This window comes from Comamonas sp. CMM02, assembly GCF_014851485.1.
Classification (GTDB): Bacteria; Pseudomonadota; Gammaproteobacteria; order Burkholderiales; family Burkholderiaceae_C; genus Comamonas; species Comamonas avium.
The window spans coordinates 74,320-89,240 of record NZ_JACUZW010000004.1 but is presented as its reverse complement, the minus strand read 5'-3'; the positions used below and the strand labels follow the sequence as shown (position 1 = coordinate 89,240).

The 14,921-nt window shown below is 56.5% G+C and carries 17 protein-coding genes; 9 read left to right on the top strand and 8 right to left on the bottom strand.

The genetic code is table 11. The features are described from left to right. Positions 1-37: 37 nt before the first annotated feature. Positions 38-1,198, bottom strand: coding sequence for a DNA-processing protein DprA (gene dprA / locus IB213_RS14035; protein WP_192407307.1), 1,161 nt, complete (start codon positions 1,196-1,198; stop codon positions 38-40). A gap of 8 nt (positions 1,199-1,206) precedes the next feature. Continuing rightward, complete coding sequence (locus IB213_RS14030) at positions 1,207-2,391, bottom strand: LysM peptidoglycan-binding domain-containing protein (RefSeq protein WP_192407305.1); 1,185 nt, start codon at positions 2,389-2,391, stop codon at positions 1,207-1,209. Between the two features lie 163 nt (positions 2,392-2,554). Between IB213_RS14030 and def the strand changes: the two genes are divergently transcribed. The 5 genes from def (at position 2,555) to IB213_RS14005 (ending at position 5,816) form a co-directional block, all read left to right on the top strand. Continuing rightward, positions 2,555-3,064 (top strand): peptide deformylase, encoded by a 510-nt coding sequence (def, locus tag IB213_RS14025; protein WP_191721873.1) that lies wholly within the window; start codon positions 2,555-2,557, stop codon positions 3,062-3,064. Then, positions 3,064-3,573, top strand: coding sequence for a hypothetical protein (locus IB213_RS14020; RefSeq protein ID WP_191721872.1), 510 nt, complete (start codon positions 3,064-3,066; stop codon positions 3,571-3,573). Before def ends, IB213_RS14020 begins: the two co-directional genes overlap by 1 nt. Positions 3,574-3,669: 96 nt before the next feature. Further along, the gene (fmt, locus tag IB213_RS14015) at positions 3,670-4,644 is read left to right on the top strand and encodes a methionyl-tRNA formyltransferase (RefSeq protein ID WP_192407303.1); all 975 of its coding nucleotides are present in this window, start codon (positions 3,670-3,672) and stop codon (positions 4,642-4,644) included. A gap of 3 nt (positions 4,645-4,647) precedes the next feature. Continuing rightward, the gene (locus tag IB213_RS14010) at positions 4,648-5,478 is read left to right on the top strand and encodes an AzlC family ABC transporter permease (RefSeq protein ID WP_287918744.1); all 831 of its coding nucleotides are present in this window, start codon (positions 4,648-4,650) and stop codon (positions 5,476-5,478) included. Continuing rightward, on the top strand, positions 5,475-5,816 hold the full coding sequence (locus IB213_RS14005; RefSeq protein WP_191721870.1) for an AzlD domain-containing protein: 342 nt from the start codon (positions 5,475-5,477) through the stop codon (positions 5,814-5,816). The genes IB213_RS14010 and IB213_RS14005 overlap by 4 nt, the downstream gene beginning before the upstream one ends. Positions 5,817-5,904: 88 nt before the next feature. On the opposite strand, the gene IB213_RS14000 is transcribed toward IB213_RS14005, so the two are convergent. Further along, on the bottom strand, positions 5,905-6,318 hold the full coding sequence (locus tag IB213_RS14000; RefSeq protein ID WP_191721869.1) for a DUF3717 domain-containing protein: 414 nt from the start codon (positions 6,316-6,318) through the stop codon (positions 5,905-5,907). Between the two features lie 395 nt (positions 6,319-6,713). Here IB213_RS14000 and IB213_RS13995 point away from each other — a divergent pair, with 395 nt between their 5' ends. The 3 genes from IB213_RS13995 (at position 6,714) to IB213_RS13985 (ending at position 8,563) form a co-directional block, all read left to right on the top strand. Next, on the top strand, positions 6,714-7,472 hold the full coding sequence (locus IB213_RS13995; RefSeq protein WP_191721868.1) for a TerC family protein: 759 nt from the start codon (positions 6,714-6,716) through the stop codon (positions 7,470-7,472). A gap of 154 nt (positions 7,473-7,626) precedes the next feature. After that, positions 7,627-8,094 carry a universal stress protein gene (locus tag IB213_RS13990; protein ID WP_192407300.1) on the top strand — a complete coding sequence of 156 codons (468 nt, stop codon included), beginning with the start codon at positions 7,627-7,629 and terminating at the stop codon, positions 8,092-8,094. A 115-nt stretch (positions 8,095-8,209) separates the two neighbouring features. Beyond that, entirely contained in the window at positions 8,210-8,563 is a 354-nt protein-coding gene (locus IB213_RS13985) for a phage holin family protein (RefSeq protein ID WP_191721866.1), read from the top strand. Here the strand turns inward: IB213_RS13985 and IB213_RS13980 are convergent. Further along, a complete protein-coding gene (locus tag IB213_RS13980; RefSeq protein ID WP_192407298.1) occupies positions 8,531-10,072 on the bottom strand; it encodes a M48 family metalloprotease in 1,542 nt (513 codons plus the stop codon). The genes IB213_RS13985 and IB213_RS13980 overlap by 33 nt on opposite strands. 146 nt (positions 10,073-10,218) lie before the next feature. Between IB213_RS13980 and moaC the strand changes: the two genes are divergently transcribed. Beyond that, positions 10,219-10,737 carry a cyclic pyranopterin monophosphate synthase MoaC gene (moaC, locus tag IB213_RS13975; protein ID WP_192407296.1) on the top strand — a complete coding sequence of 173 codons (519 nt, stop codon included), beginning with the start codon at positions 10,219-10,221 and terminating at the stop codon, positions 10,735-10,737. On the opposite strand, the gene IB213_RS13970 is transcribed toward moaC, so the two are convergent. The 4 genes from IB213_RS13970 to sucD form a co-directional block, all read right to left on the bottom strand. Then, complete coding sequence (locus IB213_RS13970) at positions 10,703-12,298, bottom strand: PglL family O-oligosaccharyltransferase (RefSeq protein ID WP_192407294.1); 1,596 nt, start codon at positions 12,296-12,298, stop codon at positions 10,703-10,705. The genes moaC and IB213_RS13970 overlap by 35 nt on opposite strands. A 37-nt stretch (positions 12,299-12,335) precedes the next feature. Next, on the bottom strand, positions 12,336-12,815 hold the full coding sequence (locus IB213_RS13965) for a pilin (RefSeq protein WP_192407292.1): 480 nt from the start codon (positions 12,813-12,815) through the stop codon (positions 12,336-12,338). A 309-nt stretch (positions 12,816-13,124) separates the two neighbouring features. Then, the gene (locus IB213_RS13960) at positions 13,125-13,808 is read right to left on the bottom strand and encodes a TerC family protein (RefSeq protein WP_192407291.1); all 684 of its coding nucleotides are present in this window, start codon (positions 13,806-13,808) and stop codon (positions 13,125-13,127) included. 206 nt (positions 13,809-14,014) lie between these two features. After that, positions 14,015-14,914 carry a succinate--CoA ligase subunit alpha gene (gene sucD / locus IB213_RS13955; protein WP_191721860.1) on the bottom strand — a complete coding sequence of 300 codons (900 nt, stop codon included), beginning with the start codon at positions 14,912-14,914 and terminating at the stop codon, positions 14,015-14,017. Positions 14,915-14,921: the final 7 nt, after the last annotated feature.

Below are 14,921 nucleotides of genomic sequence, written 5' to 3'. Positions count from 1 at the left end.
GGGCACCTAAGGTGCCCTTTTTTTGCGCCTGATGGCTTCAGGCCTGGCCAGTGCGCTGAAACAGACCTCCGGCCAGGCGATGGACACTGCCTTCTAATTCCAGCTCCAGCAACTGGGCCTGCAAATCTGCTGCGCTCCACCCTGTGCGAGCGACGAGGGTGTCCAGATGGACAGGGTCGTAGCCCATGGCGGTGAGCAGTGGGTGCTCATTAGAGGTGGGTGTCGCGGCGACTGTACTGACCATGGCTTGGGGTGTGTGGTCGCCCCATTCATCCAGAATGTCCTGTGCACGTTCGACCAGTTTGGCGCCCTGCTGTATCAGTGCATGGCAGCCACGGGCTTGTGGGCTGTGGATGGAGCCCGGAATGGCGAATACTTCGCGCCCCTGCTCTGAGGCCGTGCGTGCCGTGATCAGTGAGCCGGATGCCAGAGCGGCTTCGACCACCAATGTGCCACGAGACAGCCCTGAAATAATGCGGTTGCGTTTAGGGAAATTGCTGGCGATCGGTGGGGTGCCTAGGGGGAACTCACTGATGATCAGCCCGCAGTGAGCCAGTTGATGTGCCAGCTGCTTGTGCTGGCGGGGGTAGATGCGGTCTACGCCGGTGCCCACCACCGCAATTGTGGGCAGTGATGCGCTGCTGGCGGCCATGGCTCCTGCATGGGCTGCCGCATCAATACCCAGTGCCATGCCTGAAACAATACACCAGCCCTGGCCTGCCAGATGGTGGGCAAATTGATAGGCGTTGTCAGCCCCCTGAGGGGTGGGGTTGCGAGAGCCAACGATTGCCAGACTGTGCTGCCAGTCCACGATGGGCGTATGGCGCTCTAGCCAGTGGCGAGCACCCATCACATAGAGCATCAGAGGCGGGTCTGCGGTGTGCAGCAAGCTGTCTGGGTAACGCGGATCACCAAGTGTGATCAGCGCATGACCCAAATCCGGGCTGTTCGCATGCAGCCATTGCCAGGTGGTTTCGCATGCCGCAGAAAAATTCTTCGGGGGATGACGCAGCTGGGCCGCCTGCGCCAGGCTCACGCAGGTTTGCAGCTCGGCCACTGATTCTGTGAAGATCGCTGCAGCTGAACCAAAGCGTGCAAGCAGGCGGCGGGCGGCAGCGTTGCCAACGCTGGGCGTCAGGGACAAGCGCAGCCATGCCTCCAGATCTGCGCGCTCCCAGTGGGTGATGTCCGCTGTCATGGCATGGATTAGCGTGGTGTTGTCAGTAAATCTCCGACTTGGACGCCGCGTTGAATGTCCATGATGAGGGCGTAGGAGACGCGGTCAAAACTGCGAAACACCATGGCCAGCCCGTTTTCTTCGTTGGGCAGCTGTACGGTGGCGCGCTGTGGATCGGTTTTGTCGACCAGCGTCTGTCCCGTGGTCATCAAGGCCAGCACCATGCCGGGAGCCATCCCATCTTGGCTGCCTTTGTTGATGGTTACCACCTGATATTGCGTGCCGTAGCGTACGGACGTACTGCCGTAAATAGACACAACGTGGGCCGCCACTGCGGTTTGCGGGGCGTGGGGCGCATAACTCAGGTATTGGCGCGCAGGCTCAGGCAACAGGCGGTCGCCCGGGCGTATTTCTTCCTTGATCTTGCTGATATTGACCGTGCCTGGCACGTAAACGGGCAGCGCATCCTTTCGGGCCGCCATACCCAGCGTTTCACCGCGTTCCAGCTCAGCCTGGCCCAGATACTGCGCTTCATAACCCAGGACTTCTTTGGTGATGGGGTCGTGCAGCGGCGTGGCCTGGCGAAACAGGCGGTAGCTGCGCGAGGCCCCCTGCGCATACAAAAGCGGTGCTGTCGACGGCCCACGCACATAGGCGCGGTCACCGGGAGAGAGCATGGAGCGGTCATCCTCGCCGGCGATGATGCGCGGCGCATTGGCAACCGTGTCACTGTCAACGACCAGTGGCTCGGCCAGAAATGCCTCAATGATGTGCATCTGCAGGGTCGGCAGTGCGAGGTCAGACAGACTTTCGCTGCGCACGCGCGGCGAGAGCTTGATGGTGGATGAGCCACCATTGCGCGCCGTGGTCAGACGGGCATAGTCACCGTCTTTCTCCAGATACAGCTGCTGGCCGGGGTAGATCAGATGGGGGTTGGCAATCGATTGCAGATTCATGCCCCACAGCTCGGGCCAGCGCCAGGGCTGGCGCAGGAACAGGCCGGAAATGCGCCAAAGGGTGTCTCCACGTTGCACGGTGTAGCTGCTGGGTGCGCTGGGGTTGAGCGCCGACAGTGGTACGCCTTGCTGTGCGACTTGCTGGGCGGTGGCACGTTGTTCTGTAGTCACCGCTAAGGAGTGGGTCTGAGCACCACCCACAGAGCTATACAGCGCAGCGACCATGGCCAAAACACACGTGGTGACAGTACCCTTCATGCTCTTCCCTCTCTCTCTGTTATTCAGGCGCGGGCGCCATTTTGTGTAGACAATCCCTGCAGATTCTCATTCCAAGGCCTTGATTGGGCAATGCGTATCAACAACTTGTGCTGCGCGACTGTGCGAAAGTGGCGAAAATAGAGACATATTTCCAGAATTTGCCATGGCCTTACTTCCGATTCTTTGCTTTCCTGATCCTCGCCTGCACAAGGTAGCCAAACCTGTTGAGCAGGTGGATGACCGCATTCGCAAGCAGATTGAGGACATGTTCGAGACCATGTACGACGCCCAGGGCATCGGTCTGGCAGCCACGCAAGTGGACTTCCATGAGCGCCTGATCGTTATTGATGTGTCGCAAGAGCATGACCAAAAACTCGTCTTGATCAACCCGGAAATTGTCTGGGCCAGCGAAGAAAAGCAGGTCAACGAAGAAGGTTGCCTGTCCGTGCCCGGTATTTACGACGGCGTGGAGCGGTCTACTTCGGTCAAGGTCCGGGCGCTGGACGAAAACGGTCAGGCGCGCGAAATCGAAGCCGAGGGCTTGCTGGCCATCTGCATCCAGCACGAGATGGACCATCTGATGGGCAAGGTATTTGTGGAATACCTGTCACCTTTGAAGCGCAACCGCATCAAGACCAAGATGGTCAAACTGCAAAAACAGGCAGAACGCTGATGCCCAAGCTTCCAGCGCTCTCGTTTTTGTGGCGCTGGGCCGTGATGCTTGTGTGCACGGCCACTGTGATGGCATGTGCAGTGCCCGAGTGGCAAAAGCCCGGCACACCCGCTGCGCAGTTGCTTGAGGACATGGGCCAGCCCCACGTGCGTGTGCCTCTGGCCGGTGGCGGTGAGCGCTGGGTCTACAGCCGCCAGCCTGCGGGTCAGCAGGTCTATCACATGCAGCTCGATGCCCAGCAACGGCTGGTGCACGTAGAGCAAGTGCTGCAAGAGGCGCATTTTCAGAAACTGCAGCCGGGCCAGGACAATCGCCAAAGTGTTTTCAACTACTTTGGCAAGCCTGCACTGGTTGAGGGTGTGGGCAACTTCAAAGGCGATATCTGGACCTACCGGATTCGCGAAAATAGCATTGACCGGATGGCCCATGTTTTCATCGACCCGCAAGGCGTTGTGCAACGGGTGATGTTTACCGACGAATTACGCAGCGACGACGACTCGCGCCCATGAAGGCGCTGTCAGTCCTTGCGCCTTGCAGGCCTGGCGCCCTGTGTCAAACGCTGCATCTGCCCAGCCAATGGCAGTAGTTTTCTCCGGATGGAACGCATGAGAGTTATTTTTGCCGGCACGCCTGAGTTTGCGCGTGTGGCCTTAGAGCGCCTACTCAAGGCAGGTTTTGATGTCCCCCTGGTGCTGACGCAGCCAGACCGCCCTGCGGGACGTGGCATGAAGCTGCAGGCCTCCCCCGTCAAGCAATGTGCGCTGGAACACGGCATTGCCGTGGCGCAGCCCTTGAGCCTGCGACTGGATGGCAAATACCCCGAAGATGCTGCTGCGGCGCGCCAAGCCTTGCTGGATGCCAACGCTGACGTGATGGTGGTGGCCGCCTATGGCCTGATCCTGCCGCAGTGGGTGCTGGATTTGCCTCCCAAAGGCTGCCTGAACATCCATGCTTCGCTCTTGCCTCGCTGGCGCGGGGCTGCGCCTATTCACCGAGCCATTGAAGCGGGTGACGCGCAAACGGGCGTGACCATCATGCAAATGGACATCGGTCTGGACACCGGTGACATGTGCCTGATAGAGCGCCTGCCCATTACTGCCACAGACACCACGGCCAGCATGCACGACAAGCTGGCCGATCTGGGAGGGCGCATGATTGTGGAGGCGCTGGAGATGAGCACCTGCGGCGGCCTGCCGCGCACGCCGCAGCCGGCTGAGGGCGTGACGTACGCGCACAAAATTGAAAAATCCGAAAGCTGGATGGATTGGCGCTTGTCCGCCATCGAGCTGGACCGCCGCCTGCGTGCGTTCAACCCCTTTCCTGGCGGTGCTACGCAGTGCGGCGCTGAGGTCATCAAGCTGTGGGCAGCCACCCCTGAGGCCTACAGCGGCAATGCCCAGCCTGGCACCGTGCTGGCAGCGGATGCCGATGGCGTGCTGGTGGCCTGCGCAACTGGTGCACTGCGGCTGATGCAGCTGCAGCGTGCTGGCGGTAAACGCCTGTCCGCAGCCGATTTTCTGCGTGGCTTTGAGCTGCCTGCCGGTACATTGCTGACACTGCCAGACACGGCGGCGGAGTAAGCCGTGCGTACACAAGCTATCTGGCAGCGCGCCGCGTCAATTGCGCGCGAACCCGCTTTCGAGGCCGGCGCCCGTGCCGTCATGGCCACCATGCTGGGAATTGCCGCCTGGGGTCTGGTCACAGGCGTAGCGATGGTCAAGGCCGGCATGTCGGTGCCTCTGGCTATTTTCATGTCGCTGACCGTGTACGCGGGCAGCGCGCAACTGGCGGTACTGCCCCTGATGATGGTGGGTGCACCGCTGTGGGTGGTGTGGTTCACGGCCACCTGCGTCAACCTGCGGTTTGTGATTTTGAGCAGCATGTGGCGCCACTATTTTGGCCACCTGCGTCTGGCGCACCGCATCACGCTGGGTTACTTTAGCGGCGACATCATTTTTGTGGCCTTTGCGCAGCGCTACCCCACACCCGAGAAAAAGCCTGAGCAGCTGTCGTTTTTCTGGGGGGCAGCCGTGGGCAACTGGGCATCCTGGCAAGTGGCCTCCATTGCAGGCATCTTGCTGGCGGATGTCATCCCGCTGGAGTGGGGGCTGGGCTTTGCGGGGGTATTGGCGCTGCTGGGCGTGCTGTATTCCATGCTCAAGGACAAAGCCACCTGGCTGGCCTGCGTGGTGGCCAGCGGTGCTGCAGTGGCCGCATTTGCGCTGCCATTGAAGATGAACATCTTGGTCGCTATTGCAGCGGCTGTCACGGCCGGTCTGCTGATGGAAACCGCAGAGCGGCGCGCGGCCCGGTTGCGGCCACAGCCAGCGATCCGGCCCCCGGACCCCAGCAAGGGCGAAAAACACCCGGTGATGCCGCTGCCAGAGCGCACCACAGACAAGGAGTCGGTATGAGTGGACAGTGGAGCGGCGTGCTGCCCTGGGTGGCAACTTTCGGCCTGGCCGTGGTGACTGTGGTCACGCGGGCGTTCTTCATGATTCCTGAACGCGAAGTGCCCATGCCTGAGTGGTTCAAGCGGGGCCTCAAATACGCCCCCCTGGCGGCGCTGGCGGCCGTGATTGCACCAGAAATCCTGATGAGCCAAGGCGCACTGATCACCACGCTGGCAGATGCGCGCCTGCCCGCAGCGCTGTGTGCGTCCATCTACTTTGTCTGCAAGCGCGGCATTCTTGGCACCATTGTGGTGGGCATGGCGGTGTATTTGCCGCTGCACATTATCTGGGGTTGGTAAAAATAAGAGCTTCTATCGCTTGTGGGCTATAGTTTTTAGATATAAAACTATCTGAAAACGTTGCTGGATAAGCGATATGTGCTCTTTTTTATGATTTATTCTCCAGTGCCCGCTCGGCGTAGCGTGTAAAACGCCACGCGGTGCCTTCGGTCGTAATGCGCTGCCAGACGGCACGCTTGGCATAGGGGCTCATGCCGGGCCACAGCTGCACCTCTTCAAAAGTGCGCCCGCAACCTTTGCAATGGTTGTCGCCCTGACTGGTGGAGCAAATGGCAATGCATGGCGTGTCAGGCTGCGTGTCATACCAGGCCAGCCATGCGTACAAAGCGGCCTCGGGCATGTCTTGCAGGGCAATGTGCGTGGCTTTACTGCAAATCAACCCGGCGTACACCTCGGCCAGATGCGCGGTTTCTGCTGCCAGCGCCAGGCCCGGCCCCTGTGCGCAGCGTGCGCGCCAGAAGTTGATAGCGGCTTCCAGATCGGTAATGTGAATGCTTTCCATGAAGTGCCAAGCGTACGAGAGCCGTGCCAGACACAAGATGCGCGGTGCGAACATCCGCAAAATCCACATGCACATTTATCTGCACAGTACTTTGACTTGTGTTTAAATTGCGGCCTTCAAAGGGGAGTAGCTCCCCGCTGGGCCGCAGCATGCGGTAGCAAACCAGCGGATTGGCAAGTCGTCAGTACGAAACTCCGGTTTCCGGCTTGTCAGGTGAGGTCCAGCGTGATCTTGCGGGCAAGACCTTTGGGCGACTGATTACACGTGGTCCCCAAAGAAGCCCCCATAGTGCGCTGGTCCTGCATCACGCGCTTTCAGACTTCCCAGGGTGAGCATGCGTAAGTAACCGCTGCATGGCGCGTTGAGGTGCGTGCGGCTTCCTTTTGAGGTTTTATATGGATATGGATTTCCTGACCCATGCCCCCTTCTGGGTTGCACTGGGGCAAATCATCATCATCGACATCTTGCTGGGTGGCGATAACGCGGTCGTGATCGCGCTGGCATGCCGCAAGCTGCCGCCTGATCTGCGCCGCAAGGGCATCATCTACGGCACCGCCGGTGCCATCGTCTTGCGCGTGATCTTGATCGCGTTTGCCATGACACTGCTGGCGCTGCCAGCGCTGAAACTGGTGGGCGCATTGCTGCTGGTGTGGATCGGTGTCAAGCTGCTTGCGCCTGACGATGAAGGCCACGACAACATCCAGGGCAGCGACAAGCTGCTTGCAGCCATCAAGACCATCATCGTGGCCGACCTGGTCATGTCGGTGGACAACGTGATTGCTATCGCTGGTGCGGCCCAAAGCTCGGGCGAACACCAGATGCTGCTGGTTGTGCTGGGTCTGCTGATCTCGATTCCGATCATTGTGTGGGGCTCGCAGCTGGTGATTACGCTGATGGAGCGCTTCCCGTTGATCATCGTGGCAGGCGGCATGCTGCTGGGCTGGATTGCTGGCGGCATGCTGGTGACCGATCCGCTGTTCGTGAACCCCGACAAGTGGACATGGATGCCCAAGCTGGGCACGCTGGACGAAAATGGCCTGGCCCAGATCTCCAGCACGCTGTACTGGACGGCCCACATCAGCGGTGCGCTGCTGGTGCTGGCGGTAGGCAAGCTGATCGCTTCCAAGAAGTCCGGCGGCCAGGCGGCCCACTAAACCAGTCAGGGCACGGCATGGTCCGTGCCTTGTATCTGGCTCAGCCCTGCTGTGGGTCACACCAAGGAACCAAATCCTCTGGTGGTAGTCTCAGCAGGGCTTTTGTTTTTTTGACACGCCTTCAACTTCTGCGACCGACTGAGGAAAGACATAGATGGAAACCATCATCGTATACGTGGACGACGCTGAGTACGCCCGGCGCTTGCTGCAAGCAACCGCGCAAGCGCCCCAGGCCAGCCGCGCGCACTGGGTGCTGGTGGCCTGCGCCCCTCGTATTACCCATCGTGTCAGCAAGTTTGTGAGCAATCGCTCTCGTGAAAACTGGCGCAATAAATGGGCGGATCGTCTTTTTCAAGACTGCGTGCCCATGCTCAATGCGCGTGGCGTGCAGGTCAGCACGGTGCTGGCGCGTGGCCCTTTGCCCGAACTGCTGGCCAGCCTGCAGGCCGAACACGGCGCGCAGGCGCAAGTGATCGACATGCGCCGCCCCAAGATGCAGGAGCAAGAGGTACAGCTAGCGGCCGCTCCAGCGGGCGTTTCGCCTCTGCGCAAGCTGGCTGGTACCCTGGCCGGAATTGGCGCACTTTGGACCGTGTTGATTGGCGAAACACTGGCTGCCTGAACATAGCGGGCAGAGATGCAAAAGGGGCTTCAGAGCCCCTTTTTTTATGCTTCATTGCAGATTCATGCCGGTGTGTTCAGCGCCAGTGCCCCTGCTGGCTGCTATGCTGGATTCCATGAAAATTTTGCTCAAATGGCTGCTGAATGCAGGCGCATTGCTTTTGGTGGCTGCCGTATTTAGCGGCGTACAGGTTGAAAGCTTTGGCTCTGCGTTGTGGGCGGTGGTGGTCATCAGCTTGCTCAATACCCTGGTGCGCCCAGTGCTGATACTGCTGACCTTGCCCGTCACCTTGATTACGGTGGGCCTGTTCCTCTTTGTGATCAACGGGCTGATGCTGTGGTCGGCATCGGGCATGCTGGGCGGCCTGCACGTCGCAGGCTTTTGGGCCGCAGTATGGGGGGCTATCCTTTACTCGCTGCTCGGTCTGGCCATCGAATCACTTCTCGCGCGCCTGTTCCCGCAGCAGTGAATCCACGGCACGCAGCCGTGTATCAATGATCGACGCCTCAATGTAATCGGCCTGCGTATGGCTGCGGCGGGCCAGATCCTGAGCGGCTCTGAAGCGGTCAATGGCGGCCGCATAGTCGTAATGTGCGGCATGCGCCTCCGCTTCTGCGCGGATGGCGCGCAGCCCCAGCCCCTGCGCCTGCCATGCCTGCGCCAGCAAGCGCCAGGCCCAGGCGTCATTGGGCTGCTCAATGACCCAGGTTTGCAGCCGGTCAGACACCTTGTTCGGCTGGCCTGCGGCAATCAGGGCCTGGCTGCCCAAAATCATGGCAGGCCGCGGGATTTTTCCCTGTAAATCGCTCAGGCCCAGCAGCCGCAGTGCGGCCTGTGGTTGCTGGGCCGCAAGCTCCAGCTCTGCCCCCAGCCAGCGCACTTGCTGCTGGGCAGGCGCATCGCCTTGGGTCTGTACGAGTGCCTGAAGCTGACCCCACGATTGGCGGGCGTCGGCCAGGTTCTTCAATTCCATGTAGCTGAGCGTGGCCGCATACAGCTGGCTGGCCTGCTCCAGAGCGGGCAGCTGCGCAAACTCAGGCAGCCGTGGTTGCGCGGCCCACTGGCGCAGCCTGTCAGGGCCTGGGCGGCTCAGAACGCGTGCCCGGGCCGCCATCATGGTGTGCTCCATCGTAGGCTGGGGCGGCTGTGTCTGGTCATGGGGCACCCGCGTCTGCATGTCTGCCATGCGCTCGGTGGTCAGCGGGTGACTGCGCAGATAGGGCCAGCTGCCGTTGTCGTTGAGGCGGCTGGCATGCTGGAGCTTTGCAAACATGCTCACAGCCCCTTGCGGGGCAAAGCCTGCCGGGGCCAGCAGGCTGTAGCCAATGCGGTCAGCCTCGCGTTCCATGCTGCGCGAAAAACTCAACTGGTTCTGAATGGCCGCTGCCTGCCCCCCCAGAATCAATGCATTGGCCGCATCCGGGCTTTTGCTGGCGGCCAGCGCACCCAAAATCATCCCTGCGACCAGCAATGGGGTGCTCTTTTTCTCCTCGCCAATCATGCGTGCAATGTGACGCTGGGTCACGTGCGTCAACTCGTGTGCCATGACGGTGGCCAGCTCATCGCTGCTGGATACCGCACCGATCAGGCCCAGATGCACGCCCAGATAACCACCGGGCAAAGCAAATGCGTTGATGCTTTTATCGCGGCCCAACAAAATTTGCCAGGCAAAACGCTCCTCCAGCTCCGGCGACATGTCTCCACGTGCCTTGGCGGCCTGCACCAAAGGCTGCCAGATGCTCATCACATAAGCCTGCAGCTGCGGGTCGTCAATGTAGTCCGGGTCGCGGTACAGCGAGCGAATGATGCGGTCACCCAAACGGCGCTCTTCGCTGCTGGTGATCTCTGCACCATCGCCCATATTGGGCAGAGCCAGCTGCGCGTGCGTGGGCGCGATATGCCACAGGGGCGCACTCAATGCCAGTATCAGCAAACTTTTGCGCAGTGCTGGCGCGGCCAAACCAGTGAAAGCAGTCATCATGGGCAACAAAAGGGCGCAAGGCCATCTGAGGCAGGAACAGGCTCTTATGATGCCTGCATTGCGACCATGTTCCCCGCTTTACATGTTTTTGACATGGATTGCCTTCCGAGGTCGCCCCCACCATTGACTGGCAGAGACCCCTTATGAGCGAGCAAAACCACCCCAACCACGGCCTGACCCACTTTGACGCCCATGGTCAGGCGCACATGGTGGATGTCGGCGGTAAAGCCCCAACGCACCGCGTTGCAGTGGCGGAAGGCCGCATTGTGATGAAGCCCGAAACACTGGCCATCATTCAAAGCGGCACTGCCAAGAAAGGTGATGTACTGGGCATTGCCCGCATCGCCGGCATCATGGCGGCCAAGCAAACCAGCAACCTGATTCCGTTGTGCCACCCCCTGGCGCTGACCCGTGTGGCCGTTGATTTTGAGCTGTTGCCTGCAGAAAACGCGGTGCGCTGCGAAGCCACCGTTGAGCTGCATGGCCAAACCGGCGTAGAGATGGAGGCGCTGACTGCCGTACAAATCGCCTTGCTCACGGTGTATGACATGTGCAAGGCGGTAGACAAGGGAATGGTGATGCAGGGCGTGCGCGTGCTGGAAAAACGGGGAGGAAAGAGTGGCGCGTTCAATGCGCACACGCAGGTACATATTGATGTTTGAATTTAATTAATTCAGTTATTTTTTTTGTTTCTTCTTCACCATAATACGAGTCTATCACCTTGATTTGCTTTGAATATTCTGAGCATTGCATGCTTGCATAAAGTGCTTCAGCATATTTTGATTCATATGTTTTTGAGGGGCGAGTATGAGAAATTCTTCTTAAAATCTCAATGTCTTCTGACGAAATATCTTTATCAATTTTGATATTTGAAATAATTTTATCAGGCTCAAAATAATTTAAATATTTTTGTTTTTCAGTTGTTTTGTTGTCATACGCTACACCAATAGAATTGAATCTGATAGATCTAATTAATTCTTCTGAATTAATGTAAAGAATACTGTAGCTGATAAGCGGTATTGAGGTCAGAGTTATCAGTATAGTGGATGTTAATTTGTTAATTGAAAACAATGAGGCATTGGCGCCTGTTATATTTCTTCCGACTACGAAAAAGAAAGGAATCCCGAAATACATGTAGGCGTGAGGATATTCTAATAAGGAGTGTAGTATTAGCGGAATAAGGATGATCTTTGTTTTGTCATTTTTCTCTTTTTCTATTTGCAGTAGAGCTTTTGAAGAATAAATTAAAATTAATATGGTGATTGGAATGCCAAACCAAATCAAAAAATCAATAATTATATTGTGTGAGTAGTGAAATGGCGCGGACCTTAAATTTTCGTTATTTCTTATTTGATTATCCAGCGTGCTGAATACACTGTTGAAGCCATGCCCTGTAATGGGTTTTTCTTTGACAGAGTCAATAAGGATTGACCAGGCAAGCAGTCTGCCGCTGCTGCTGGTATCGGTGATTCTGGTATGGCTTTCTACTTGATTTTGGTAAAAACTATCATAAATTTTCGGAGTGAGCAGAAAGCTTAGGCAGACGAATATTAGGCTTGAAAATAAAATTGTTTTTCCGCAATATTTCTTCAGCGAAGCATAAAAAATATAAACAGAAAATGCAAGAAAACCAGTCCTTGATTCTGTTGCAGCAATAGCGAAACTGAGTGTTATAAAAATAATTAATTTAATTATTTTGGAAGAAAAACTCTTTTGCAAGCAACAAATTAAACCGAGGCATATAAATGTTGCTGCATGATTGGCTTGGATAAGTGACCCGCCAGGGCGACGAGTATTTTCAATGCTCGGTAATAATTCGAAATTATCCGCAACATCAAAAAATTGTGCAATAACTGATATGGATAGGAAAAAACCAATTAAAATTATGAAATTGAATAAATTATTTTCTTTGATTTCTTTTGTATTAAACCCTGCAATTAACGCCAGGCTATATATGGCAAAGTAGACTAAGAAGTTCTTATATTCGGCGGAATTATTTTGTATGATTAATCGGATAGCAATGTAAATTGATATTACTGCTGCGAATATTAAGAATTTCTTGGGTATCTCAATACTTTTATAAAAAGATTTGAAAAGCAAAAGAAAAACTATAGCAAAAGCGCATAAAAACTCGGAATGAAATGAATTCCATGGTGGAATATGAAATGGATTCAATACGCCAATAAAAAAGAATGAGGCAGATAATAAGTAAAAAAAGTACATAAAAAAACGCCCCGAAGGGCGTTGTGATTTATTTAAATTAAACGCCGCGGCATGATCCTGGAAGGAATTTTGCAGGCACCGTTGTCACAACATCGGAATTGTCTACGGCAGCACGGTTGCCACAAATCCATTCTGTAATTTGCTTGGTACTATTATCGACCTTAGGAACCAGTGAAACCGTTTTTTGGTCAATATCGTTATCGCCAAAGCCTCGCGCGGTCACTGCAATGCCACCTGCATCATCAGTTTCGACCTTTTCTACATATCTGGTGGCGCCGGTGCCAGAAACTTCACAGCCCCAAGCATTGGCTTCAGGTAGGCTGGCGGCGCTATTGGTTTGATAAACTTCAGACACTGTTGTGCGGCAAGAAGATGCGGCCAGAATTACTTCTGACATCTTTGCGCGCTTCGTGTAATCCTGATAAGCAGGCAGTGCCACAGCAGCCAAAATACCGATGATTGCCACCACAATCATCAATTCGATCAGGGTGAAACCCTTTTGCATCGTGCGCTTCATGAAAAAGCTCCTTGAAGTAGAAATAGAAAAATACAGTGTAGAGAGAGCAATCGGCGTGCCAGCCCTGTCCTACAAGGGAAAGCGTGAAACTTTGCAAAGTTTGCTTGCAAATAGACGGGATGTGTCACGTTTCTAGGGGCGGCGTCTGCTGTAAGTGACGTTTTTGTCAGATTGCAGGCATTGCAGCACACAGACTGCCTTGGTTTTAAGGCCAGCGCGGGCTGGCACAGGGGTGAAGCTTGCGGATACGCTGTGCCAGCCAAGAAAAAGCGCCCGAAGGCGCTGGTGCTGGCTGGTGCCTGTGCCGGCTCAGGCCAATGGTTTGACCTGGCGGGTTTGCATCCACTTGCCTACGGCGACCACCAAAACGGCACCCGCAGCAGCAGCTACGTAGTGCAGCCATGGGTGGGCCAGTGCGACCCCGTGCAGCAGGTTGTCGTTGACGATGGTTTCACCACCGACCCAGCCAATCAGGGCTGCACCCAGCGTGATGATGACGGGGAAACGGTCCATCAGCTTGATCATCAGGGTAGAGCCAAAGATGACCAGAGGGATGGAGATGGCCAGGCCCATGATCAGCAGCACCATGTTGCCTTGGGCGGTGGCTGCAACGGCAATCACGTTGTCCAGGCTCATCACCAGATCGGCGATCAAGATGGTACGAATGGCCGCAGCCATGGAGCCCTTGCCCTTGGCTTGGCCTTCTTCTTCCTCACCGCCAGTCAGCAACTGGTAGCCGATCCACAGCAGCAGGCAGCCGCCGATGACTTGCAGGAACGACAGCTCCAGCAGCTTGGCCGCAACCACCGTCAGCACGATGCGCAGAAAAACGGCAGCGCCAGAGCCAAACATGATGGCTTTCTTTTGCTGCTCCGGCGGCAGTGAACGGGCAGCAAGGGCGATGACGACAGCGTTGTCACCAGAAAGAATGATGTTGATCCAGACGATCTTCATCAGGCCGATCCAGAAATCGGCAGTGCTCAGAAATTCCATTTTTACTCCACTGTTATGAATTGAAAACGCCGTTCTGCAGATGCAGAGCGGCGTTTACTTTTTTTGGAGTCGGCAGTTTACGCCTGCGCTTGCCCAGTGGCGTGCGTAGTTTTGCGTAAATGGCTGGCTGCTCGCGGCATGCTCATGCAAAAAGGCCGCCCCGACAGAAGTCGGCACGGCCTTTTTGGTCAGCAAGCTGCTGTGGCTTACTTCTTGAGCAGGCCTTGCAGCAGGCGGCCCATTTCGGAAGGGTTGCGCGTGATGGTGAAACCACACTCTTCCATGATGGCCAGCTTGGCGTCAGCCGTATCAGCACCGCCAGAGATCAGCGCGCCAGCGTGGCCCATGCGCTTGCCGGGAGGCGCTGTCACGCCAGCGATAAAGCCAACGATTGGCTTGGTCATATTGGCCTTGCACCACAGAGCGGCTTCGGCTTCGTCCGGGCCACCGATTTCACCAATCATGATGACGGCGTCGGTGTCTGGATCGTCATTGAAGGCGCGCATCACGTCGATGTGCTTCAGACCGTTGATGGGGTCGCCACCAATACCGACAGCCGAGGACTGGCCAATGCCCAGTTCGGTCAGTTGAGCCACGGCTTCGTAAGTCAGCGTGCCGGAACGCGAGACCACGCCGATACGGCCCTTCTTGTGGATGTGACCGGGCATGATGCCGATCTTGATTTCGTCAGGTGTAATCAGACCGGGGCAGTTAGGGCCCAGCAGCAGGGTTTCCTTGCCGCCTGCGGCGACCTTGGCGCGCATTTTGTTGCGCACTTCCAGCATGTCACGCACTGGAATGCCTTCGGTGATACAGATGGCCAGATCCAGGTCGGCTTCTACGGCTTCCCAGATGGCAGCTGCAGCGCCTGCTGGTGGCACATAGATCACGGAAACAGTGGCACCGGTTTCTTTGGCAGCGTCTTTGACGGAGCCGAAGATTGGGATGTCAAAAATGCGCTCGCCAGCCTTCTTGGGGTTCACACCCGCTACGAAGGCGTTCTTGCCGTTTGCGTACTCTTGGCACTTTTCGGTGTGGAACTGACCGGTCTTGCCGGTAATGCCCTGGGTGATGACTTTGGTGTCTTTGTTGATAAAGATCGACATGTTTTTA